The organism is Kushneria pakistanensis (assembly GCF_014652795.1).
Classification (GTDB): Bacteria; Pseudomonadota; Gammaproteobacteria; order Pseudomonadales; family Halomonadaceae; genus Kushneria; species Kushneria pakistanensis.
Window position 1 is genome coordinate 120368 of sequence record NZ_BMZM01000002.1, and the last position, 22439, is coordinate 142806.

Genomic DNA, 22439 nt, shown 5'->3' on the forward strand with positions numbered 1-22439 from the left:
TCATCATGGTATCGAGATAATCGGGCGCCGGTAGGCCTAGAACGAGTACGTCAGCGTGGAGGTGATGTTCATCGGCTCGCCGTAAACGCCGTAGCCGTCGAGGTGGCTGTAGTACTTCTTGTCGAAGAGATTACGCACGTTAACCTGCAACGAGAGATCCTCGGTGAAGGCGTAGCGACCAAACAGGTTAACCAGCGTATAGCTGCCCTGCTCGACCTTCTCGTTACCCTGCGGACCGGCCACATCGCGCTCGAAGGTGTGACTCTGCCAGTTGAACCCGCCGCCGACGGTCAGTGCTTCCCACTGCGGTACGCGGTAGCTGGCAAACAGGTTCGCCTGAGTGCGCGGCCGGTCCGAATTGAAATCGCCCTGCGCCGAAGTCGCCGTGTAGTGGGTCAGGCCGGCGGTCATGTCCAGGTTATCGGTCACCGCGCCGGTCACTTCGGCTTCGAACCCTTCGCTGACCACATCGCTCACCGGATTTGCGGCAGTGATCAGCGAGCCCGGCGTACTGACGATATCGGCCACGTTGTCCTGCTCGAGTCGGAATACCGCGAAGGAGGCGTTAAGCAGGCCATCAAACCAGGCAGCCTTGACGCCGGTTTCGTAGTTTTTGCCCTTGAGTGGATCGAGATAGCCGTTGCCGCCTTCCAGGCGATAGCTCTGTGGCTGGAAGATTTCGGTATAGCTGGCGTAGACCGACCACACATCGTTGATGTCGTAGATCAGGCCGCCATAGGGGGTGACATCGCTTTCGCTCTGCGAGTCGTTGCCCAGCCCGTTCGACCAGGTTCTGCTGCGCCAGTCGGTATAGCGCGCACCCACGATCAGCGTCAGCGGGTCGGTCAGCGAGAGTCTGGCCGCGGTATAGACAGATTTTTGCTGCGTGCTGGCGCGCTCAAGCGGAGAGAAGCTGCCCCAGCCGGTATTGGGCGCCGATCCATTCCAGTTGTCGAGATCGTTAACGGGGAAGCCATCTATGAAGCGGTTCTCGTACTCGTTGCTCTGATCCGCATAGCTGCCGCCAATCACCAGCTCATGTTGGCGACCCATCAGCTCGAACGGTCCGTTGGCATAGACATCGACCGAATCCACCTTGCGCTCGCCGCGGTTCCAGCCGGTAAAGAAGTAAGTTCCATCGCCGGTCACGGGGTCGGGCCATGTCCCCTCGGTGTAGGGATAGGCCAGCTTGCCATCCATATTGGTCTTTTCATGCGTTGCGTTACCGTGCAGCGCCCAATCATTGGCGAAGCGGTGTTCCAGCCCGGCAAAGACCTTTTCGGATTCGAAATCGTAATAGGACCAGTCCGGCGCCACGCTGAACGAGCGGGTGTAGTCGGTCCGACTGCCGTCGCTGTACCACAGCGGAAAGCCGCCCCAGGTGGGCGAGCCGGTATGGGTGTTCTGATAGTCGTAACCGACCGAGACGGTGGTGTTCTCGGTGACATCGGCATCGATGATGCCGTAGCCGAACTTCTTTCGGTTGGAGTAACGGTCCAGATGGCCGTCGCCGTCCTCATGGCCGCCGATAAAGCGCGCACGAACGTCACCTGACTCGGTCAGTGGGGTGGTGACATCCACCACGCCGCGCTGCTTGTCCCAGCTGCCCAGCGTGCCGGACACGGAGCCGGTCAGTTCACGGCTGTCGGCGTGCTTGCGCACGAAGTTGACCGAGGCGCCCGGGTTGCCGGCGCCGGTCATCAGACCATTGGCACCGCGCACTACCTCGATCCGGTCATAAATGGCCGTGTTCTGTGCCCCTTCGCCAAAATACCAGCGGCTGTCGGTGTTCAGCGTCGGGATGCCATCGTATTGGTAGCTGCTGATATCAAAGCCGCGGGCAGAAAAGCGAACACGATCACTGTCGAGGCGCTGCGCCGAGACGCCGGTGGTGTTGACCAGCGCATCCTCGATCGTTTCAAGGTGCTGATCCCGAATGCGCTGCTCGGTCATGATGCTGACCGTCTGCGGGATCTCCTTTGGGGTCAGATCCATGCGGGTGCCGGCACCGGTGGTGCGTCGGGTGTAGCCGACGTTGTCGTAAAGACTGGTGGCCGTGACGGTGAGGGTATCGATGGCGTCATCGGCCTGAGCCATGACGGGGGTGATCAGACAGGCGCCGGTGGTCACAATCGTCAGGGCGTGACGACCGCAGGATGGCTTTTTCATGGTGTCCCTTGCTGGCACGTCGAGCGCGCCGGTTATCGGTGTTATGGCTCGGCGATTTTGATGAAATCGCCCTAGCAAAGTCAACGCCGATAACAATTATTCTTATTCTCATCAGAAAATATATCTCATTTCCTGTACCGACGCTGATGCCCGCTTAATAAAGACTCTCATTTGTCAACTTTTAAAAAATTTGAAGTTAACCAAAGGGGCTGGCAGAGTCTCTGTTATCTTTTATTTTGAAAAAGGTTAACAGCGCCATGCCTGCCGTTCGATCCGATGCCTTCAACGCCGAGCCCTTTCGTCACGACTGGCAGCGCCACGAGATCGAGACGCTGCTTGCCCTGCCCTTCAACGACCTGCTGTTTCGGGCGCAGGGCGTGCATCAAAAGCACTTCGACCCCAACGCGGTACAGATCTCAACGCTGTTGTCGATCAAGACCGGCGCCTGTCCGGAGGACTGCAAATACTGCCCGCAGTCCGGTCACTACAACACCGGCCTTGAGCGCGAAAAGCTGATGCAGGTCGAGGCGGTGCTGGAAGAGGCGCGTAGAGCCAAGGAAGTGGGCGCCAGCCGCTTCTGCATGGGCGCGGCGTGGAAAAACCCGCGGGCGAAGGACATGCCCTATGTGCTGGAGATGGTGCGCGGCGTGCGTGCCATGGGGCTTGAGACCTGCATGACGCTGGGCATGCTGACCCGGGATCAGGCCGAAGCACTCGAAGACGCCGGCCTTGATTACTACAACCACAACCTGGACACCTCGCCGGAGTACTACGGCGAGATCATCACCACCCGCACCTACGCCGACCGGCTGGAAACGCTCGATCACGTGCGCCGGGCCGGCATGAAGATCTGCTCCGGCGGCATTCTGGGCATGGGCGAGAGCATCAGCGACCGCGCGGGACTGTTGCAGCAGCTCGCCAACCTGCCCACGCATCCGGAAAGCGTGCCGATCAACATGCTGATCCGCATCGAGGGCACGCCGCTGGCACACGTCGAGGATCTTGACCCGATCGAGTTCATTCGCACCATCGCGGTCGCCCGCATCCTGATGCCCGCCTCTCACGTGCGCCTGGCCGCCGGACGCGAGCTGATGAGCGATGAGACCCAGGCGCTGGCCTTTTTCGCCGGCGCCAACTCGATCTTTTACGGCGAGCGGCTGTTGACCGCCCAGAACCCGCAGGCGGCTCACGACAAGCGGCTGTTCGAGCGCCTGGGGCTTTACCCGGAAACGCGCCACGACGTGAGCGATGACACCCATGAAGCGGCACTCAATGAACAGATGCGTCAGGCGCGGGCAGCGGCCATGAGCGTGGACGCCACCCAGGCCTGAGCAGAGAGGTTCATCTCGCCCTGCGTCAACGCCTGTGGCGCCTCGTCATGGATCCCATGGCCGCGGCAGTCCTGCCGCTCCCGTCTGGTACATTAGAAAAACCACCACCGGGAGAATGACATGTCACGACTGCTACTGCTGAGCAGCGCCATGGCCGGCGACACCGGCTATCTGGAATATACCCGCCCTCTGATCGAGGACTTTCTGAGCGCGCACGCTGGAACTGGTGCCCTTTCAGATCAATCCGCATTTTATCTCCGGCAAGAGCGCCGGCCACCACGGTGAAAGCCGGGAAGAGCGTCTGACAGAGTATCTGGTACTCAACCCGCCAGGCCGGGTGGTGGCCCTGCCGGAAGGCACGGCGCTGCGACGCGAAGGCGCACGCCTTGAGCTGCTCGGCGATCAGGATGCCTGGCTGTTCACCTCCGGGACCGAGCAAGGAATTCGGGCGGGGCAGCGCTGCGATGCCCTGCTCGACGCCGATGGCACAGCACACTCTTTATAAGCGATGTGCATCTTGCCCCGATGCCTGCAAGGTGCCATCGTCATGCCATGAGCGGCACGCAATGTGGCCGCATGTTGTCGATGACGGGAGAATCTGCAGTGTTTATTGCCATGAACCGTTTTCGGGTCAATCCCGAGCGCGTGGAAGAGTTCGAAAAGCTCTGGCTGGAGCGTGAAACCCATCTGCAGGGCCTGCCCGGGTTCGTCGAGTTTCATATGCTGCGCGGCCCGGCGGAAGAAGATCACGTGCTCTACGCCTCGCACACGATCTGGCGTTCGCGCGAGGACTTCGATGCCTGGACCCGCTCCGAGGCCTTTCGCGCCGCCCATGCCAACGCCGGCCAGAGCCGCCGCGAGGGGCTTTATCTGGGACCGCCGAAGTTTGAAGGTTTTGAGGTCATCCAGACCATCAGCGAGCAGGGCCACGCCTGATCGCGTGACCGAGCGCCTGTCCACTGCGGAGCATTGCCATGAATGATCACGCTGATAGACGACCGCTGGCCGTGGTGACCGGCGCCAATGCAGGGCTGGGGTTTGAAACCGCGCGCGCACTGATGCATCAGCACTACCGGGTCATTGTGGCGGCCCGGAACCAGCACAAGGGGCAGGCGGCCGTCAGGGCGCTGCAGGCCGAGGCGCCCAAGGCTGATGTGCGCCTTGAGCCGCTTGATCTCAATCGGCTGAGCTCAGTGCGCGAATTTGCCGAACGCCTGCAGGCGCGCGAAACATCGCTGGATCTTCTGATCAACAATGCCGGGGTCATGGCGCTGCCCCGACGTGAGCTGACCGAGGATGGCTTTGAGCGCCAGTTCGGCGTCAATTATCTGGGACACTTCCTGCTGACCAGCCTTTTGCTGCCGCAGCTGATGCACGCCGCGGCCCCCAGGGTAGTGCAGCTTTCAAGCCTTGCTCACCGCGGCGGGCGCATTGATTTTGATGACCTGCAGGCCAGCCGCCATTACGACCCGTGGCGCGCCTATCGTCAGTCAAAACTCGCCATGCTGATGTTCAGTCAGACCCTGCAGCGCCACAGCAACAGTGAGCTGTGGGGGCTGGATAGCCTGGCGGCGCACCCGGGGCTGTCGCGCACGGCGCTTTTCAACCATGGCGTCAAAAGTCGTCCGCTGGTAGGGACGTTTTTTCGACTGGCCATGCCGCTGTTAAGCCAGAACGCCACTGAGGGTGCCCGACCCACGATCCATGCTGCGACCGCCAGCGATATCCGCCCGGGCGACTATTTCGGCCCCGATGGTCTGGGCGAGACGCGCGGGGCGCCAAAGCGTGTCCGCCTCTCCGATGCCGCCCGCGATCAGGTGCAGGGTGAGCGGCTGTGGCAGGTCTCGTGTGAACTGACCGGCGCCGAATGGCGCACCGAATAGCGCCGTCTCTCGAGCCAGCACGGTCCCCTGCGACATGACGCCCCGGCCGCTGTACTGGCAAAGGCGCCGCTCGACTGCTTTATTGAGGGCCCTTTGAGGCGTCATGGAGTGACGCCACCTGCCAACCAGAGGGAGAGTTCATCATGGGCAGAATCGATCAGCGCATTGCCGTTATTACCGGTGCCGCGACCGGCATCGGGGCCGCCACGGCGAAGATGTTTGCCGAGGAAGGCGCCACCGTCATCTGCGCCGATGTGAAGGAAGACGAGGTCGCGCGCACGGTCAGCGCCATTGTTGATGCAGGCTTTCAGGCCGAAGGCCACACGCTTGATGTCTCCAGCGAAGAGGACGTGAAGCGCTTTGCCGAACAGGTAAAGGCCGATCACGGTCGGCTGGATATCCTGTTCAACAATGCCGGCATCGATCAGGAAGGCGGCAAGCTGCACGAATACCCCACCGAGCTCTTTGATCGCATCATTGCCACCGATCTGCGCGGGACCTTTCTGGTCAGCAAGTACCTGATCCCGCTGATGCTCGAAGGTGGCGGATCGATCATCAATACCACCTCGATGTCGGCCAGCGCCGGCGATCTTGACCGTTCGGGCTATAACGCGGCCAAGGGCGGTGTGGCCAACATGACCAAAACGATGGCGATTGATTACGGCCGCAGCGGCATCCGCGTCAATGCGCTGGCCCCCGGTACCATCGAGACCCCGCTGGTCAGCGACCTGGCCGGCAGCCCGGAAGATGACAGTGGCCGGCAGTTTCGCGAGGCGCAGAAGTGGGTCACGCCGATGGGCCGTCTCGGCAAGCCTGAAGAAATGGCGAAGGTGGCGCTCTTTCTGGCCAGCGACGACAGCTCGTTTGTCACCGGCGAAACCATCCTCGCCGACGGTGGCGTGATGGCCTACACATGGCCCGGCAAGATGCTGTTTGAAAAGGGCTGGAAAACCGACTGACGCCCTTGCCCAAAGCGCCCGCCCGGGCGCTTTTTTGTCTGTGCCACGGTCAACCTGGCCTTATAGACGGTTTCACGACGCTCATGAGGATGCGTAGGATAAGGACTCCTTCGCCAAGAGAGCTGCCATGCGCTACTCCCTGATGCTTGTTGCCGGCCTTGTGGTCTGTCTGGGCGCCTCGCCCCTGCATGCCGCGGATACCACCCAGCGCACCATTGCCCAGCAAAAGGCGCAGGTGCTCGAGCAGCACGCCTCCAACGAGGGTGGCGTTCAGCCCCCGCCCGCCGACGTTCGCCTGACCCCTGAAGGCGCCCGCGCGATCGATCCGCGTGGCCAGGCGCCGCTGGATGACGCCGTGACCTGTCTGGCCCGCTCCATCTACTGGGAGGCCAAGGGCACCGATCAGGCGGAAATGGAGGCCGTGGCCAGCGTCATGATGAACCGCCTGGGTGACAGCCAGTTTCCGACCTCGCTGTGTGGGGTAATCAAGCAGGGCTCACGCACCGGCAGTTGTCAGTTTTCCTGGTGGTGCAACGGTCGCCCGGATGAGGCCAGAGAGCTGGAAGAATATGCCGCCGCCCGCGAGATCGCCCGACGCGCCCTCAACGGCAGCCTGGTGGATCGCACTCACGGGGCGCTCTTTTTCCATCATCGCGGCATCACCCCCAGCTGGGCCGCAAGCTTTGTGCGTACCGCCGAAACCGGCGAGTTCGAGTTTTATCGCCCGCCCGGCTGAGCCCTGCTTGAAAGCGACCTGGCGCAGGCGTTACCAGCCGCTACCCTGAATAACCTGACATGACTTGTGTAGCCAGGCGGAGAGCGGCGGAAATGGGCAAGAATCTTGTGGTGTGCTGCGATGGCACCAATCAGCAGTTCAGTCGCGTCAACACCAACGTGGTGCATCTTTTCCGCTCGATCGTGCGTCATGGTGATCAGCAAAAGGCCTTCTACAGCCCGGGCGTGGGGACCTTTGCGGCCTCCTTTTTTGGCTTCGGCGTAGGACAGACGCTGGGGCGCGCGCTGGGCACCGCCTTTGGCTACGGCATCGAGCAGAACATGGAAGATGCCTACCGCTTTTTGATGAGCGAGTACGAACCCGGCGATCGGGTCTTTCTGTTCGGCTTCAGTCGTGGCGCCTTTGCCGCCCGTTCGCTGGCATCGATGATCGACCGCTGCGGCATTCTCTACCCGCACCACGACAACATGGTGCACGAGATCACCCGGCGCTTTCTGCGCGGTGATGATGCCACCTCGCTGAGGACCTTTCGCGAGACCTTCGCCCGCCCCTGCAAGCCGTGGCTGGTCGGCGTATGGGATACCGTCGGCGCGCTGGGATGTCTGATCTCGCTGCGCAAGTTTCACAACCGTCGCCTGAGCCCGGGCGTACGCTACGCCTATCACGCCCTGGCGCTGGATGAAACACGCCGCCCCTTTTCCCCTACCCCATGGGATGAGAGCAGGGCCGGTGCCGAGCAGCACATCGAGCAGCGCTGGTTTGCCGGCGACCACAGCGGCGTGGGTGGCGGCTATCCCGAACGCGGACTTTCCGATATTACCCTGCGCTGGATGCTGGAACGCGCCACCGAGCACGGGCTGATGCTCGAGGAAGGTGCCCTGTCACGGATCAAGGGCGACCCGACGGGCGCTCTGCACCAAAAATCCTCGGTGTTATGGCGGCTTTTAGGCACCCAAAGACGACACTACCCCCCGGATGCCCTGATTGATGAGAGCGTGCAGGCCCGCATCGAGCAGGTCGAGGGCTATCAGCCAGCGGCGCAGAAAGGCAAACCGGACTGACCCGATTCCCTTTGTCGGCGCACCCTTTCGTCATGACTTGATCAGAAAGAGCGCATTAATTAGGCCACCTTCCTCACGAGTATCACGAAAGCCTGGGCGTGAGGAGCCTGCCATTACCAGCTTGCTGACAGGTGCCTGCCAGCCGCCTCATGCCGGGGCGCGCCAAAGGATTCATCAAACCCGCTTCAAGCTGAAGACCTCCTTCTCAAGCACGCCATGAGCACTTCTGCCAGGGCAGTGGCTTCCCGTCAACGTCTAGCTTGCGTGGTATGTCCGGACATCGCCGATGTCCGGGGCTGCCTGTCGCTGCACGCATTACAACAACCGGGAGTCTCACCCTGCATGCGTATCATTGGTCGCCTGTTTACTCATATCGCCGAACGTTACCTGCCGGATGCCTTTGTCTTTCTGTTCTTTCTCACCCTGGTGGTGCTGGGGCTGGGCATCGTCTGGGATGACGGCCACTCCCCCCGTCAGGTGCTGGACTACTGGGGTACCGGCTTTTTCAGCATCTATGAATTCACCTGTCAGATCATTCTGGTGCTGGTCAGCGGCTACGCGCTGGCCCATACCCGCCCGGTGCGCCGCGCCCTGATCGCCTTTACCCGTCTGCCGCGCACCGAGGTGCAGGTCATCATTGCCACCACCCTGGTGGCCATGCTCTGCAGCTGGATCTCCTGGGGGTTCGGGCTGGTGGCCGGGGGGCTGGTGGCCCGCGAGATGGGGATTGTCCACCGTGGGCGCGTGCACTATCCGCTGGTGGTGGCGGCGGCCTACTCCGGGTTTATCGTCTGGCATGGCGGCTACGGCGGCTCGATCCCGACCGTCATCGCCAACCCGGGCCACTTTCTGGAAGCCGAGATGGGCATCATTCCGGTGTCTCAGACGGTCTTTTCGATCGGTAATCTGGCCATGCTGGCGGCCATGGTGCTGGTGGTACCGGCCGTGCTGGTGTCGATGCGTCCGCGTGGCCAGGAGCCTCGCACCAGTCTGCCGGACAGCGAGCAAAGCGACGACATGGCCGCCCATCAGGATCCTGAACGCGCGGACATGACCCCGGCCCAGCGCCTGGAATACTCGCGGCTGATCCCGCTGACACTGGGGGTGATTGCGCTGCTCTGGCTGCTGGATCATTTCGCCACCGGCGGCGGCGTCAACATCAACACCGTCATTCTGGGCTTTTTTGCACTGGGGCTGGTGTTTTCCCGTCATACCCGCGAATACATCGCCTTTTGTACCGGCGGGTCGCGTACGGCCTACGGCATCATCATGCAGTTTCCCTTCTACGCCGCCATGATGGGGGTGATCGGCGGCACCGGCATGGCCACCGATATCGGCAGTGCGCTGGTCTCGGTCGCCTCCAGCGAGACGCTGGCGTTTTATTCGTTTTTAAGCGCCGGGCTGATCAATTTTTTCATTCCGGCCGGGGGCGGCCAGTGGATCATGCAGGGTCCGATCGTGATTGATGCCGCACGCCAGCTGGATGCCAGCATGGCCAGCGTTGCCATGGCCGTGGCGTGGGGTGATGCCTGGACCAACATGGTCCAGCCCTTCTGGACACTGCCGCTGCTGGCGATTGCCGGGCTACAGATTCGCGACATCATGGGTTATACCTCAGTCATCATGCTGGTGACTGGCGTAGTGCTGGGCATCGCCATGTTGTTGATCTGATCCCGATCGTCCCTGAGCGAACGACCGTGAGCGACTATAGTCAGACCCGAAGGTGTCGTCAGACGTGAAGGGTCCGCGCAACGGGGAAGGGATATGCAGGCAGTAGCAGGCAGAAGGGGTGTCACCCTGATGACATGGGCGGTACTGAGCCTGTCGACAGGCGCCGCCATGGCCGACGCGCCGATGGCTCCCGGCCCGGTGTTCGAGGCGGTCAATGAAGCAGCGGCGCTTGAAGTCACCGCAGCGCCGGGAGAGGACAGCGCCCCGGTCGCGTTGCATGCGACGGTCAATGAAGCAGTCGCCCTTGAAGTCGCCGCCGCCCTGGAACACGACAGCGCCCCGATCGTGCGGCTGGATAACGGGGCGCTGCGTGGTGAGCAGGACCAGGGCTTCTCGGTCTATCGCGGCATCCCCTTTGCGGCGGCGCCAGTGGGGGACAACCGCTGGCGCGCGCCGCAGCCGGTCAATGCCTGGCAGGGCATCCGCGAGGCCACACGTTTTGGCCGCGACTGCATGCAAAAGCCCCTGTCCAGCAGCACCTCGCCCGGCGATGAGCGCCCCGATGAAGACTGTCTTTATCTCAATATCTGGCAGCCCGAGGGTGCTGCCCTCACGGCCGACGGGCCCTCATCCGGTGAACCCGTATCCAACGACGACAGCGCCAGACCGGTCGTGGTCTGGCTCTATGGTGGCGCCTACGTCAACGGTGGCGCGTCATCGCCGGCCTATGACGGCGAGAGCTTTGCCCGTGACGGCGTGGTCTATGTCAGCTTCAACTACCGGCTGGGCCGCTTTGGCTTTTTCTCCCACCCCTCCCTGACCGACGGCGATGACACCGCGCAGGGCAACTACGCCGTCATGGATCAGATCAAGGCGCTTGAATGGATCAGGCACAATATTGATCGTTTTGGCGGCGACCCCGACGACATCACTCTGGTGGGTGAGTCCGCCGGGGGCAATTCGATCCTCAACCTGATGGCAAGCCCTGCTACTGAAGGGCTTTTTCAGCGCGCCGTGGTGATGTCCGGCGGCGGGCGCGGCCTTCGCGCCGTACGCCATGGCCTTCATGAGGACACCCTCGACATGCCCTCGGCCGACACCTTTGGCAAGCGCTTTGCCAGTCGCCACGGCATTGAGGGCGAGGATGACCAGGCCCGTGAGGCGCTGCGCGCGCTGTCGGCCGACGCGGTTACCGGTGATCTCAACATGAGCATGATGTACACACAAAACCGCGAGCGTGAGACCTACGTGGGTGGGCCGATACGCGATGGCCGGCTGCTGGTCGATGAAACCCAGAACCGCTTCAAACAGCAGCAGCAGCGAAAAATACCGCTGTTGATCGGCTCGACCAGCATGGATCTCGGGCGTACCAGTGCCACGTCAAAAACCGAGCTGTTTGAGACCTTCGGTGACCATGCCGATCGCATGCGCGCGCTGTATGACCCCAACGGCAACACCAACCTGAAAACGCTGACCAAGGAGATCGGGCGCGATCGCACCATGACCGAGCCCGCACGCTTTATCGCCGACGAGATGCGGGCCGCCGGCCAGCCGGTGTGGCGCTATCGCTTCTCGCACGTTGCCGCGCCAAAACGCGCCGACTGGGACGGCGCCCCCCATGCCACCGATATCCCCTATCTCTTTGATCGCCTGGAGGAGGCCTACGGCAGCGCGATCGATGACACTGACCGCACCACCGCCACGGCCTTTCATCGCTACGTGGTCAATTTTGCCCTGACCGGCAATCCCAATGGCGAGGGGCTGCCGCAGTGGCCACAGCATGACCCACAGCAGGAGCGGATTCTGGAGTTCACCCAGAACGACGGCCCGCAGGTGATGCGCGACCCCTGGTGGGAGCGCCTGGACATGATCGAGGGTCGCTGGGTGGCCCCGCCCGAGTCCGCACGCCAGCAACCGCAGGATCAGGATCAGGACGAAGAATAGATGTTCAGCGCAATCATCCCTCCTGGGTGGTCTACCCTGAGCGCACGATCAAACAAGGATGCAAAACGCCTCATGCAACGCTGGTTGAAAGGACTGCTGACGCTGGGACTGCTGACCATACCCCTGTGGGTCTTCGCCCAGGCCTCCCTCGCCGATTCGCCCGTTACCCGGGTGGACATCGATACCGGCGCGCTCAGGGGCAGCAGTGCCCTTAACGTGACCGCTTTCAAGGGTATCCCCTATGCGGCGCCCCCGGTCGGCGACAACCGCTGGCGTGCGCCGCAGCCGGTGCCGCCGTGGCAGGGCGTGCGTGATGCCCACGCCTTCGGCCCGGACTGCATGCAGCTGCCCTTTGCCGGTGATGCTGCCCCACCAGGCGCTGCGCCGGCCGAGGACTGTCTCTATCTCAATGTCTGGGCGCCGTCTGACGCCATTCCCGAACCGGATGTCGAGCGGGCGCCGACCCGCCGCCCGGTGCTGGTCTGGATCCACGGCGGGGGGTACGTCAACGGTGGTGCCTCAACGCCGCTCTACGATGGCAGCGCCTTTGCCCGTGATGACGTGATTCTGGTCAGCTTCAACTACCGGCTGGGGCGCTTCGGCTTTTTTGCCCATCCGGCCCTGCGTCAGGAACAGCAGAGTCAGACAGTGCCTGGCAACTACGCCGTCATGGACCAGCTGGCCGCTCTTGGCTGGGTACAGCGCAATATCGGCGCCTTCGGTGGCGACCCGGATAATGTCACGATCATGGGCGAATCCGCCGGTGGCGCCTCGGTGCTGGATCTGACCGGCTCACCGGCCGCGCGCGGGCTGTTCCAGCGCGCCGTGGTGATGTCCGGCGGCGGCCGGGCGCTGATGGGCCCGATGGCCGAACTCGATCAGGACCGGCCAGAGCGCCCCTCTGCCGAGACCATCGGTGAGCACTTTGCCCATCGTCACGGCATCCAGGGTCAGGGCGCCGAGGCACTGGCCAACCTCAGACAGCTGCCCGCCGAACAGATTGTCGACGGCCTCAATATGGGCACCCTCATGTCATCCCATGAGGGACCGCCCACCTGGACCGGCGGCCCGATCCGCGATGGCGAACTGATTCCGGGGCCGCCTGAAAGGATCTATCAGGCCGGCCTTCAGCAGCGTGTGCCGATGCTGATCGGCACCACTGATGCCGATCTGGGCTTCAGCGCCGCTGACAGCATGGATGCCCTGCTCACACCCTTTGGCGAGGATGCCGAGCGCGCCCGCGCGCTGTATGACCCCGAGGGCAGCAACGACGTCAAGCGTGCGGGCATGGCGCTTGGGATGGATCGCATGATGACCGAGCCGGCGCGCTTTATTGCCGATCAGGTCGCAGCCAGTGGCGAGCCGGTGTGGCGCTATCGCTTCTCTCATGTGGCTCGTCAGGTGCGTGACACACTGCCGGGCGCCGTTCATGCCAGTGAGCTGCCCTATCTCTTTCGCACGCTTGAAACGCGATACGATCAGCTGGATGACAGCGACCGTGCCATGGCCTGGCAGCTGCATCGCTACGTGGTGAACTTCGCCCGCCATGGCAATCCCAACGGCGGCGGTGCGCCCGCCTGGCCGCTGCATACGCCGCTGTCCCATCTCATGATGGACTTCACTCGGGATGAAGGTCCGGTCGCCCGTCAGGACCCGTGGCGAGCCCGGCTCGATCTGGTGGAGCGCCACCTGACGCCCGTCACTTCTCCATGACCGATCCTGTCGGTCGGCGCCCTTCACTGAACAGTCAGTGAAGGGCTAATACCTTGGTAACATGGTGTAACGAAGGACTTAAGTAGGTAACACTCAGGCCGATAAAGGCGGGGACACACCTTCTGGATCCTTGCCATCATGAAACTGGACCGCTTTTACGCACAGGCCAATGAACAGGAAGCCGCCCTGCAGGACGACACTCATGCGTTCCTGCACCATGCGATATCCCCCTGTCAGCAGCTCGAAGAAAGGTACTCAAGTTTGATCACCCAGCAGGAGCACCTGCGCAGGGCCTGGCACAGTGCGCCGGATGCTCTGCGTGACATGCTCCGCAACACCTCGCTGGGACATCTGCTGGAGGGGCTTTGATTTTCCCATCCTGCCCTGTTTTTCCTGCCCTGACCTGATGTTGCGCCCTGCTACATGTTGAGACATCGCACAACTCTGCACACACGGTAACCGTTTCAGGTGGCATGATCGGCCTCCCCTGCCGATCGGCCACCCATCGGCGACCCACCCTCAAAAAAGCAGCTCATGAACAAGGCACTCATCAATACCGCCTGGATCCTTGGCGAAAAGGTCATGTTGGCGCTGGCCGGTATTTTTATCACGGTCTATGTCGCTCGCTATCTGGGCCCGAACGAGTTCGGCCTGATCAGCCTGGCGCTGGCGATCGTGGCCCTGATTACCCCCATGGTAAAAATGGGCGGCGATAACGTGGTCTTTAACCGACTGGCGCGAAACCGCGCGAGTGGGCTGCGGTTAATGGCAGCCTCGACACGGGTACGAATGATCAATTTCGTGATCATCTGTACGCTGTTGACCGTGGGTGCCTGGTTTTATTTTGATACCCCCAAACAGATGCTGGTGTTCTCCATCATCATCTGGGGCAGCTTTTTTACCACCAATGAAATCTACAGCGTCTTTTTCAACTCGTCGCTGGATTCCAAGTTCAACACCGTGGCACAGAACATTGCTCTTGGCGTGGGCGTGGCGCTGAAGCTGGCCTTTATCAAGCTGGGTGCCACGGTCGGCTTTTTCGCCGCCGCCAACATCATTCAGTGGGCGGTGTCGTATTTCATCAAGCAGCATCTGTTTCGCAAAAAGACCCGCGAGATTGCCCATACCTTCCGGGCCCGCAGCCGACGCCACTCCCGCCATATCGTGCAGGTTGGCATTCCGCTGGCGATCTCGAGTCTGTCCATTGCGCTTTATACCCGTACCGACCAGATCATGCTGGGCAGCATGCTCGATGAAACCCACGTGGGCTGGTACAGCGCCGCGCTGACGCTCTCCCAGGGCTGGATGATGTTCCCCATGGCGCTGATGACCTCCTGGATGGTCGGCATCAACCATGCCGCACGCAACAGCGATCCGGCCGTGTTCGAGCACCGCATTCGCCGCCTGTTTCTGGCCGTGTTCGTGGTGGCCGTGATTCCTGCCACCCTGATGGGCATTTTCCGGGCCGAGCTGATCGATCTGCTCTACGGCGATGAGTACGCGCCGGCCGCCACGGTGCTGGGCATTACGGTCATCTCGTCAGTGTTCTCGGTACTGGGTACCTCGGCGTTCAACGTGATTACCGTGATGGGCGGCTATAGCTTCCTGCTCAAGAAGATGCTGTTCGTCAGCGCGCTCAACATTGTCCTGAACTACCTGCTGATTCCACAGTTCGGCCTGGCGGGCGCGGCGCTTTCGACGCTGATTGCCGAAATTCTGTCAGCCGTGGTGCTCAACCTTTTCTACCGCCGGGGCCGTGTCCTGAAGCTTCAGCTGACCGCCTTCATGGGTGCCAGATCTGCCCCGGCGCAGGCCGGCTGATCCGGCCGGCCCTGTCGATACATCGGAAACCGATACCATGATTGAAATGTTTGTCTGTGGGGATGTGGTCAACCGCCAGTACAACGGTGGCCCTGTCTGCAATGACGCGATGAGCGAAATTATCGCTGCCTGTGATTACGCCGTGTGCAACTTCGAGGCACCGGTTCGCGGCTTTGGTCGCGAGCAGCCCAAGGATGGGCCGCACATCAACCAGCAAACCGAGATCATGTCGGTACTCAAAAGCCACGGCTTTGACATGATGTTGCTGGCCAACAATCACATCATGGACTTCGGGGACGAGGCGCTTGAAGCCACGCTGCGTGAAGGCGAGCGTCTTGATGTCGACATGATCGGCGCCGGCATGACCGTCGAGCGGGCCTACATGCCGTTGATCCGCGAGATTCAGGGTGTGCGTATCGGCATGATCAATGCCTGTGAAGCGCAGTTCGGCGTGCTGGATCACAACGCCGAACCCGATCAGGCCGGCTACGCATGGCTCAATCACCCCGCCATCGACCGGATGGTGATCGAGCTCAAGCACGAATGTGATTTCGTGATCGTCTTCGCCCACGCGGGCCTTGAGTATTACGACATTCCACAGAAGGAGTGGCGTCTGCGCTATCAGCACCTGTGTGATCTGGGCGCCGATGTGATCGTGGGCGCGCACCCGCACGTGCCCCAGGGCCATGAGGCGTATAACGGTTCACTGATCTTCTACAGCCTGGGCAACTTCTACTTCAGCAATCGCCCCAATCCGGCGGCGAAGAAAAACTACTCCTATGCGGTGAAGCTCGGCTTTGAAAAGGGTGAACCGGTACGCTTTACCCCGGTCTTTCACCACACCGAAAACGATGTCGTGTGCCCGTCACCCGAAAATGACCGCACGGATCTCGCGCGGCTGGACGCCCTGCTGCATGAGGACTATCAGCGCCGCTATGACGAGATGAGCACTGCCATCTATCAAAAGTATATTCAGCCCAAACTGACTCGCACCCTCATGGGCGTGCCCTGTGACGGCACACTCAAGGGGAGCCTGAAGGAAATGGCGGCCACGCTGCTGGGCAAGCGTCGTCATCTGAACAAGCCGGTGCTGGGCATGCACCTGATGAAAAACGAGACCTACTACTACGCCGCCCGCCGCGCCACCGAGCTCAAGGCAAGGCGCCAGCACTGACCGATTGCTCGCCTGCGACACGAAAGCCCCCTGACAGTGCCCTGTCAGGGGGCTTTTTCATGCTCTGTCATGTCCCGACGCCGTGAAGAAGCGCTGGGGTGCATCGACACCCGGGCGCGATCAGCATAAGGTTTTCATCACCCCATGCGAGCCGTTTGGCGTATCCCACGCCATGGCCGTATTTCAATCACCCTTCTGATCAGGAAAGCCCCATGACCGCGCTTGAGCCCTACCCCAGCGCCGACCGGCTGCGCCAGTGGCGCCACGATTTTCATCGCCACCCCGAAATCGCCTTTGAAGAGCAGCGCACCAGCGCCCGCATTGCCGAGCTGTTGCGCGAGGCCGGTCTCGACGTGCATACCGGTCTGGCCGGCACCGGCGTGGTCGCCACGCTCGACGGCGCCCGCGGCCCGGGGCGGTCCATCGGCCTGCGCGCCGATATCGACGCGCTCGCCATCGAGGAAGCCACAGGCCTTGAGTGGGCCTCCACCATTCCCGGGCGCATGCACGCCTGCGGCCATGATGGCCATACCACCATGCTGCTGGGCGCGGCCTGGGCGCTGGCGAAAAATCCCGACTTTGCCGGGCGGGTCCACTTCATCTTTCAACCGGCAGAAGAAAACGAAGGCGGCGCGCGCGTGATGATCGAGGAGGGGCTTTTTGACCTTTTCCCGATGGACGCCGTCTACGGCCTGCACAACTGGCCGGGCATGGCGGTGGGCGACGCCGCGGTGCACAGCGGCCCTTCCATGGCAGCCTTTGATGTATTCACCCTGCGCCTGGCCGGCCGGGGGTGCCACGCCGCCATGCCGCACATGGGCGATGACGTGATCCTGGCGGGCTGTGAGCTGGTGACACAGCTGCAGGGGCTCATCAGTCGTGAACGCCCAGCACACCAGCCGGCGGTGCTGAGCGTCACGCAGTTTCACGGCGGTGATGCCTTCAACGTCATGCCGGCCACGGTCGAACTGCGCGGTACCCTGCGCTGCTTTGACCCGGCCCTTCGCGAGCACCTGGAAAAGCGCTTTCGCGAGGCGATAAAGGCCTGCGCCGATTTCCACGGCCTCGAGGTCGAGCTCGACTATCAGTCGCGCTATCCGGCCACCATCAACGACGCCGAGCACGCGGCCCGCTGCGCTGAAGTTCTGGAAGCCATGCCGGAGATTCAAAAGGTCCATTACGATCTGCCGCCCTGCATGGCTTCGGAGGACTTTGCCTTCATGCTGGAACAGTGTCCGGGCGCCTATATCTGGATGGGCAACGGCGACAGCGCCGCCCTGCATAATCCCGCCTACGACTTCAATGACGACCTTGCCCCGCTGGGGGTGGCCTGGTGGCAGGCGCTGGTCAAAAAGCTGCTGGGCTAAAAGACCGAACGGGTACTGTTTGATGTACCCCATCGCCGCAATCAAGGCTTAAAAAAGGCCTTAATTGCGGCTTTGTTTATACAGGACTGTTTCATAATCTGGATTAGTTTTTAGACGGCGCCTGCATACCCTGTGATAACGGCGTGCGAGCGTTCTTTTTCACTTTTCCAGTCAGATATTGCCATGGCCGAACCGCGGGCGCACAGCAGCGCCATCAGGATGGGCAGTGACGCCCTTTATCGTCAGCTGGTGCAAAAAATCACCGACTATGCCATCTACATGCTCGATCCTGATGGCATTGTTCTGAGCTGGAACGAAGGGGCCCGGGCCTTCAAGGGCTATTGCGCAGAAGAAATCGTGGGCCAGCATTTCAGCCGTTTCTATACCTCCGAGGCACGGCACTCGGGGCTGCCCATGCAGGGACTGGCGGCCGCGCGCGAGCATGGCCGGCATGAAGCGGAAGGCTGGCGCCTTCGCAAGGATGGCAGCGCCTTCTGGGCCAGCGTGGTGATCGATGCCATTGTCGATCAGGGCGAGCTGATCGGATTTGCCAAGATCACCCGTGATATTACCGAAAAGCGCGCCCATCAGCAGGAGATCCTCGAGGCGCGCGATGCCGCCGAGCAGCAGTCACGCGAACTGAGCGGCCTCTACGCGTTCCTGCATACCGTCATGCACAATATCCCCACCCGGGTGATGGTCGAAGACGAGACCAGTGGCCGGCTGCTGCTGTGCAACCACGATGAACAGATGCCCGGCATCGCCGGGCGTACGCTGCTGTCGCAGCTACCCACCGATACGCTGCTGCAACGGATCAGGTCCGAACTGCCCCGCGAGCATGCCGGGCAATCATGCGAGATCAAACTCAAGCTGGAAACGCCCGAAGGCACCTGCCGTCTCAAGTGTCGCACCCTTGCCATCCTTGAAAACGGTGAGGCCACCAGGCAGCGCCTGTATCTGGTCGATGACATTACCGAGGAGCACACCGCCCAGGCCACCATTCGCCACATGGCCCATCACGATGCCCTAACCAACCTGCCCAACCGACTATTGTTTGGTGAGCGTACCCAGGCGCTGCTGGCAGCAACGGATGCCGGCAGCCCACGTGTGGGCATGCTGCTGCTGGACATGGACAACTTCAAGAACATCAACGATGTACTGGGCCATCATGTCGGCGACGAGCTGCTGTGCCAGCTGGCCGCACGGCTTCAAAAGCATCTGCATCACGGTGAAACCCTGGCCCGCATCGGCGGTGATGAATTCGCTTTGCTGGTACCCGAGGCCCATTCCGATATCGCGCTCTCCGATCTGGCCTATACCCTGGCCGCCAGCGCACGCGCGCCCTTTCAGCTCAGCGAACACCGGGTGCAGACCGGCATCAGCCTGGGCGGTGTGCGCGCCGATCAGGAGATTGACAGCTTCGAGCAACTGATGCGCTGCGCCGATCTCGCCCTTTATGAATCCAAGCGCCAGGGCAAGGGGCGCTATACCACCTTTCGTCCGGAGCTGGCACAGCTGGCGCGTGAGCGCCTTGACCTTGAAAACGACCTGCGCGGTGCCCTGGCCCGGAACGCGCTCTTTCTGCTCTACCAACCCATCTATGACATTACCGGCACGCAGACCACCGGCTTTGAAGCGCTGATGCGCTGGCGCCATCCGGTCAGGGGGATCGTGTCCCCGCTGGAATTCATCCCGATTGCCGAAAACAGCGGCATCATTCTGGAAATCGGCGCCTGGGCCATCACCCAGGCATGTCGCGAGGCCAGTCGCTGGCCGGCCCATCAGCGCATCTCGGTCAACCTGTCACCGGCACAGTTTGGCCGCCAGGCGCTGGTCGAGGAAGTCACCCATGCCCTTGAGACCACCGGGCTGGCGCCTTCCCGACTGGAGCTTGAGATCACCGAGTCGATCCTGCTCGATGCCAGTCAGCGCAATGTCGACATCCTTCACCAGCTCAAGCGGCTGGGCGTGCGCATCGTGCTGGATGACTTCGGCACCGGCTACTCGTCGCTGCACTACCTGCGCGCCTTTCCGTTTGACCGGCTCAAGATCGATCAGAGCTTTATCCGCGAGATGTGCGACAGCCGCGAGGCGCTGGCGATTGTGCGCGCCGTGACCGGCATGGGCAGAAGTCTGGACATGGAGGTGACGGCCGAAGGGGTCGAACGTCCCGAGCAGATGGCCCTTTTGCAGCAGGAAGGCTGTTCACACCTGCAGGGCTTTCTGCTCGGCCAGCCGGGGCGCCCGACGAGTATTGCATCCGCCGAGGACCATCAGACGGTGGCAGCGTCTACGACGCCGCGCGCCGCCATTTGACCGGACTGCGCCGCTGGCCCTGCTGATGATCCAGCAGCTGACCGGCCACATCGGCCAGCGGGGTCATCTGATGACAGATCATGGCCAGCTGGGAATGCACCAGCCGCCGGGCATCCTCGACCTCCTCCGGCAGCTGCTCGAGAAAGGCAATCATTGTCTCGGGCGGTGGTGACAGCGCACCGGGTGCCTGACGCTGAGTCAACGCCTGGGCAATAGTCGAGAGATAGCCGCTGATGGCCTCAAAGACCACTTCCAGCTCCTGAACCTCCAGCCGCTCGCTGACACTGCGCCGATGCGCGCCCAGCGCCGACAGATGACCGAGAATACTGTGGGTGATCACCAGCAGCCGATAGCCCTCATCGGCGTCGTGGCGATACTGCCCGGGCTCCTGCATGACGCTGGCCAGACGGTTGGAGAGCGCGGCATCGGCATTGTGAGCGTTGCGCCGCGCCAGCCGATAAGCCAGATCATCACGCTTGCCGCTGCGATACTGACGCACGATTTCACGAAAGTAGGCCTCGCTTGCCGTCACCACCGCTGCCGCCTCGCGGCTGAGCCGCCGTCCCTGCCAGTCCGGCAGGATCAAAAGCACCGCCAATGCAGCAAGTCCGGCGCCAAGCAACGTATCAAAGAGCCGCGGCCAGATCAGGTCGAACCCGTCCCCGACCTGGTTGAAGCAGGCCAGCACCATCAGCGTGATGGCCGCTGTGGCCACCATGTAGTGACGAATACGGGTGGCAAAGAAAAGAACCCCGGCCAGCACCGCGATCAACGCCTGCGCTGCATCCCAGGGGAAGAGCGTGATCAGCGCCCAGCCGGCCACCAGCCCCACCACGGTGCCGACGATACGCTGGCGCAGAAAGCGGTGCGTGGCGCCAAAGCTCGGCCGACAGACAAAGAGCGTGGTCAGCAAAATCCAGTAGCCCTGGGTGGGGTGAATCAGGCGCAGCAGCAGATAGCCCGCCACCAGCGCCGAGGAGAGGCGCAGAGCGTGACGAAAGATCGGTGAGGAGGCACGTAGATGCCCGCGCAGACGCTGCCAGCCCTCGTACAGACTGCCGGGCGAGCGGTCCAGCAGCTTGCGGTCATGCTCATCAAGGGCCAGTTCCGGATTGTCCGCGCGCGTCAGCTGGCGTTCCAGCTCCCCCAGGTTGATGGCCAGTGAGGTCAGCGAGCGCAGCAGCCGGTGATTCTGGCGCACGTCCTCGCCGGGCGGATGCCCCTTGAGATACTCGATGGAGGCGCGCAGGTCACTGAGCGCCTGCTCACTTTCCCCGTGATCAAACGACTGGCGCAACAGCAGCGCACGCCCCAGCGCCCGGCAGGCCTGGCCCTGCTGATATAAAAGCCGCTGACAGCGAAACAGCACGTCGCTGTGAAAGAAGTGCTCGGCCAACGCGTCGTAGTCGTAGTGGGTGGAGCTGGCACGCTCGTGAATGTCCTGGGCGATCAGGTAAAGGCGCAGGTAGCGGTCAATGCGCGCGCTGTTTTGCTGGCCCTGCAGCCGCGAAAAAATCATCTCCTTGGCCTCGTTGAGCGCGTTCACTACCCGCCCGTTCTGCCGGGCCAGCGCCAGCCGCCGGGCGCTGCGATCCACCCCGCGCAGCGGCTCGAACAGCGAGGCCTTGATGGCCAGATACTCTCCCAGCGCCGTCATCAGAGCCGCCAGGCTCTGGCGCACCGGCTGATGGGTAAAGAGCGCCTGCCAGACAATCGACAGCACTCCATACCAGCCGGCGCCGGCGATCAGCAGCAGCGGCCCGTGCCAGATGTCTTCCATCGTCACGCCACCGCGCTGCTCGATGTTGATCATGGTGTAGATCGACAGAATCAGCGTGGCCGAGGTGATCGTGGCATAACGCTGACCGATGGCGCCAAGCATGATCATCAAAAAGGTCGCCAGCCCCAGCCCGATGCCAAAGAGCCACGGATGGGCAAAGGTCAGCTCCACGGCAAACGAGGCGATGGCAAAACAGACCAGCGTCACGATCAGCGCGCGCAGCCGACCCTGCCAGCTGTCGTCGGTCTCGGCCAGGGCGCTGGCAATGACGCCCAGAAACAGCGGAATCATCTGTTCGATGTGACCCAACAGCCCGCTCCAGAGCATGACGCCGGTCAGCGCGATAAAGACGCGCAGGCTGTAGGCAAAGGCATCCAGCGCCCAGAGACGGCGCAGTGAATGAGTCAGGCGATCGAACATGGCGCTGGCATCCACGGGTGATGGGAAGGCAGGGCGTACCGGACGCCCTGCGACAGCGCGAACATAACAGAAAGGTAATGGTGACGACATTGTC

Annotated in this window: 17 protein-coding genes; 15 read left to right on the forward strand and 2 right to left on the reverse strand. The window is 62.2% G+C overall.

What is annotated here, in order from left to right; all coding sequences use genetic code 11:
* Positions 1–36: 36 nt before the first annotated feature.
* Positions 37–2169, reverse strand: coding sequence for a ferric-rhodotorulic acid/ferric-coprogen receptor FhuE (gene fhuE, locus IE123_RS06015; RefSeq protein WP_189516160.1), 2133 nt, complete (start codon positions 2167–2169; stop codon positions 37–39).
* Positions 2170–2426: 257 nt separating this feature from the next.
* Between fhuE and bioB the strand changes: the two genes are divergently transcribed.
* The 15 genes from bioB to IE123_RS06090 all read left to right on the forward strand — a co-directional run bounded on the left by bioB (position 2427) and on the right by IE123_RS06090 (position 20145).
* Positions 2427–3500 (forward strand): biotin synthase BioB, encoded by a 1074-nt coding sequence (bioB, locus tag IE123_RS06020; protein ID WP_189516161.1) that lies wholly within the window; start codon positions 2427–2429, stop codon positions 3498–3500.
* Positions 3501–3726: 226 nt separating this feature from the next.
* Entirely contained in the window at positions 3727–4005 is a 279-nt protein-coding gene (locus IE123_RS06025; protein WP_229819632.1) for a Type 1 glutamine amidotransferase-like domain-containing protein, read from the forward strand.
* A gap of 98 nt (positions 4006–4103) precedes the next feature.
* Complete coding sequence (gene hmuQ / locus IE123_RS06030) at positions 4104–4436, forward strand: heme-degrading protein HmuQ (RefSeq protein WP_189516163.1); 333 nt, start codon at positions 4104–4106, stop codon at positions 4434–4436.
* Positions 4437–4474: 38 nt separating this feature from the next.
* Positions 4475–5383, forward strand: a complete 909-nt coding sequence (locus IE123_RS06035; RefSeq protein ID WP_189516165.1) for an oxidoreductase — start codon at positions 4475–4477, stop codon at positions 5381–5383.
* A 143-nt stretch (positions 5384–5526) separates the two neighbouring features.
* A complete protein-coding gene (locus tag IE123_RS06040) occupies positions 5527–6342 on the forward strand; it encodes an SDR family oxidoreductase (RefSeq protein ID WP_189516167.1) in 816 nt (271 codons plus the stop codon).
* A 127-nt stretch (positions 6343–6469) separates the two neighbouring features.
* Positions 6470–7078, forward strand: a complete 609-nt coding sequence (locus tag IE123_RS06045) for a cell wall hydrolase (protein WP_189516169.1) — start codon at positions 6470–6472, stop codon at positions 7076–7078.
* 92 nt (positions 7079–7170) lie between these two features.
* Positions 7171–8139 (forward strand): T6SS phospholipase effector Tle1-like catalytic domain-containing protein, encoded by a 969-nt coding sequence (locus IE123_RS06050; RefSeq protein WP_189516171.1) that lies wholly within the window; start codon positions 7171–7173, stop codon positions 8137–8139.
* Positions 8140–8481: 342 nt separating this feature from the next.
* Positions 8482–9810, forward strand: coding sequence for a short-chain fatty acid transporter (locus IE123_RS06055; protein ID WP_189516173.1), 1329 nt, complete (start codon positions 8482–8484; stop codon positions 9808–9810).
* Between the two features lie 93 nt (positions 9811–9903).
* Complete coding sequence (locus IE123_RS06060) at positions 9904–11754, forward strand: carboxylesterase/lipase family protein (protein ID WP_189516175.1); 1851 nt, start codon at positions 9904–9906, stop codon at positions 11752–11754.
* Positions 11755–11826: 72 nt separating this feature from the next.
* Positions 11827–13467: a carboxylesterase/lipase family protein gene (locus tag IE123_RS06065; protein WP_189516177.1), complete on the forward strand. Its 1641-nt coding sequence runs from the start codon at positions 11827–11829 to the stop codon at positions 13465–13467.
* 138 nt (positions 13468–13605) lie between these two features.
* Complete coding sequence (locus tag IE123_RS06070) at positions 13606–13836, forward strand: hypothetical protein (RefSeq protein ID WP_189516179.1); 231 nt, start codon at positions 13606–13608, stop codon at positions 13834–13836.
* A 165-nt stretch (positions 13837–14001) separates the two neighbouring features.
* Positions 14002–15288: a flippase gene (locus IE123_RS06075; protein ID WP_189516181.1), complete on the forward strand. Its 1287-nt coding sequence runs from the start codon at positions 14002–14004 to the stop codon at positions 15286–15288.
* A gap of 37 nt (positions 15289–15325) precedes the next feature.
* On the forward strand, positions 15326–16462 hold the full coding sequence (locus tag IE123_RS06080; protein ID WP_189516182.1) for a CapA family protein: 1137 nt from the start codon (positions 15326–15328) through the stop codon (positions 16460–16462).
* A gap of 212 nt (positions 16463–16674) precedes the next feature.
* Entirely contained in the window at positions 16675–17829 is a 1155-nt protein-coding gene (locus IE123_RS06085) for a M20 aminoacylase family protein (protein WP_189516184.1), read from the forward strand.
* Positions 17830–18012: 183 nt separating this feature from the next.
* Positions 18013–20145: a putative bifunctional diguanylate cyclase/phosphodiesterase gene (locus IE123_RS06090; protein WP_229819633.1), complete on the forward strand. Its 2133-nt coding sequence runs from the start codon at positions 18013–18015 to the stop codon at positions 20143–20145.
* Here IE123_RS06090 and yccS read toward each other — a convergent pair.
* Positions 20120–22345 carry a YccS family putative transporter gene (gene yccS, locus IE123_RS06095; protein ID WP_189516186.1) on the reverse strand — a complete coding sequence of 742 codons (2226 nt, stop codon included), beginning with the start codon at positions 22343–22345 and terminating at the stop codon, positions 20120–20122. The two genes, IE123_RS06090 and yccS, sit on opposite strands and share 26 nt — an antisense overlap.
* Positions 22346–22439 lie beyond the last annotated feature (94 nt).

Excerpts from the sequence above, each read along its gene's own strand:
- IE123_RS06040 (WP_189516167.1), top strand. The coding sequence starts at position 5,527 with ATGGGCAGAATCGATCAGCGCATTGCCGTTATTACCGGTGCCGCGACC.
- IE123_RS06035 (WP_189516165.1), top strand. The coding sequence starts at position 4,475 with ATGAATGATCACGCTGATAGACGACCGCTGGCCGTGGTGACCGGCGCC.
- IE123_RS06045 (WP_189516169.1), top strand. The coding sequence starts at position 6,470 with ATGCGCTACTCCCTGATGCTTGTTGCCGGCCTTGTGGTCTGTCTGGGC.
- IE123_RS06050 (WP_189516171.1), top strand. The coding sequence starts at position 7,171 with ATGGGCAAGAATCTTGTGGTGTGCTGCGATGGCACCAATCAGCAGTTC.
- yccS (WP_189516186.1), bottom strand. The coding sequence starts at position 22,345 with ATGTTCGATCGCCTGACTCATTCACTGCGCCGTCTCTGGGCGCTGGAT.
- IE123_RS06080 (WP_189516182.1), top strand. The coding sequence starts at position 15,326 with ATGATTGAAATGTTTGTCTGTGGGGATGTGGTCAACCGCCAGTACAAC.
- IE123_RS06055 (WP_189516173.1), top strand. The coding sequence starts at position 8,482 with ATGCGTATCATTGGTCGCCTGTTTACTCATATCGCCGAACGTTACCTG.
- fhuE (WP_189516160.1), bottom strand. The coding sequence starts at position 2,169 with ATGAAAAAGCCATCCTGCGGTCGTCACGCCCTGACGATTGTGACCACC.
- IE123_RS06065 (WP_189516177.1), top strand. The coding sequence starts at position 11,827 with ATGCAACGCTGGTTGAAAGGACTGCTGACGCTGGGACTGCTGACCATA.
- IE123_RS06060 (WP_189516175.1), top strand. The coding sequence starts at position 9,904 with ATGCAGGCAGTAGCAGGCAGAAGGGGTGTCACCCTGATGACATGGGCG.
- IE123_RS06070 (WP_189516179.1), top strand. The coding sequence starts at position 13,606 with ATGAAACTGGACCGCTTTTACGCACAGGCCAATGAACAGGAAGCCGCC.
- IE123_RS06075 (WP_189516181.1), top strand. The coding sequence starts at position 14,002 with ATGAACAAGGCACTCATCAATACCGCCTGGATCCTTGGCGAAAAGGTC.
- IE123_RS06085 (WP_189516184.1), top strand. The coding sequence starts at position 16,675 with ATGACCGCGCTTGAGCCCTACCCCAGCGCCGACCGGCTGCGCCAGTGG.
- bioB (WP_189516161.1), top strand. The coding sequence starts at position 2,427 with ATGCCTGCCGTTCGATCCGATGCCTTCAACGCCGAGCCCTTTCGTCAC.
- IE123_RS06090 (WP_229819633.1), top strand. The coding sequence starts at position 18,013 with ATGGCCGAACCGCGGGCGCACAGCAGCGCCATCAGGATGGGCAGTGAC.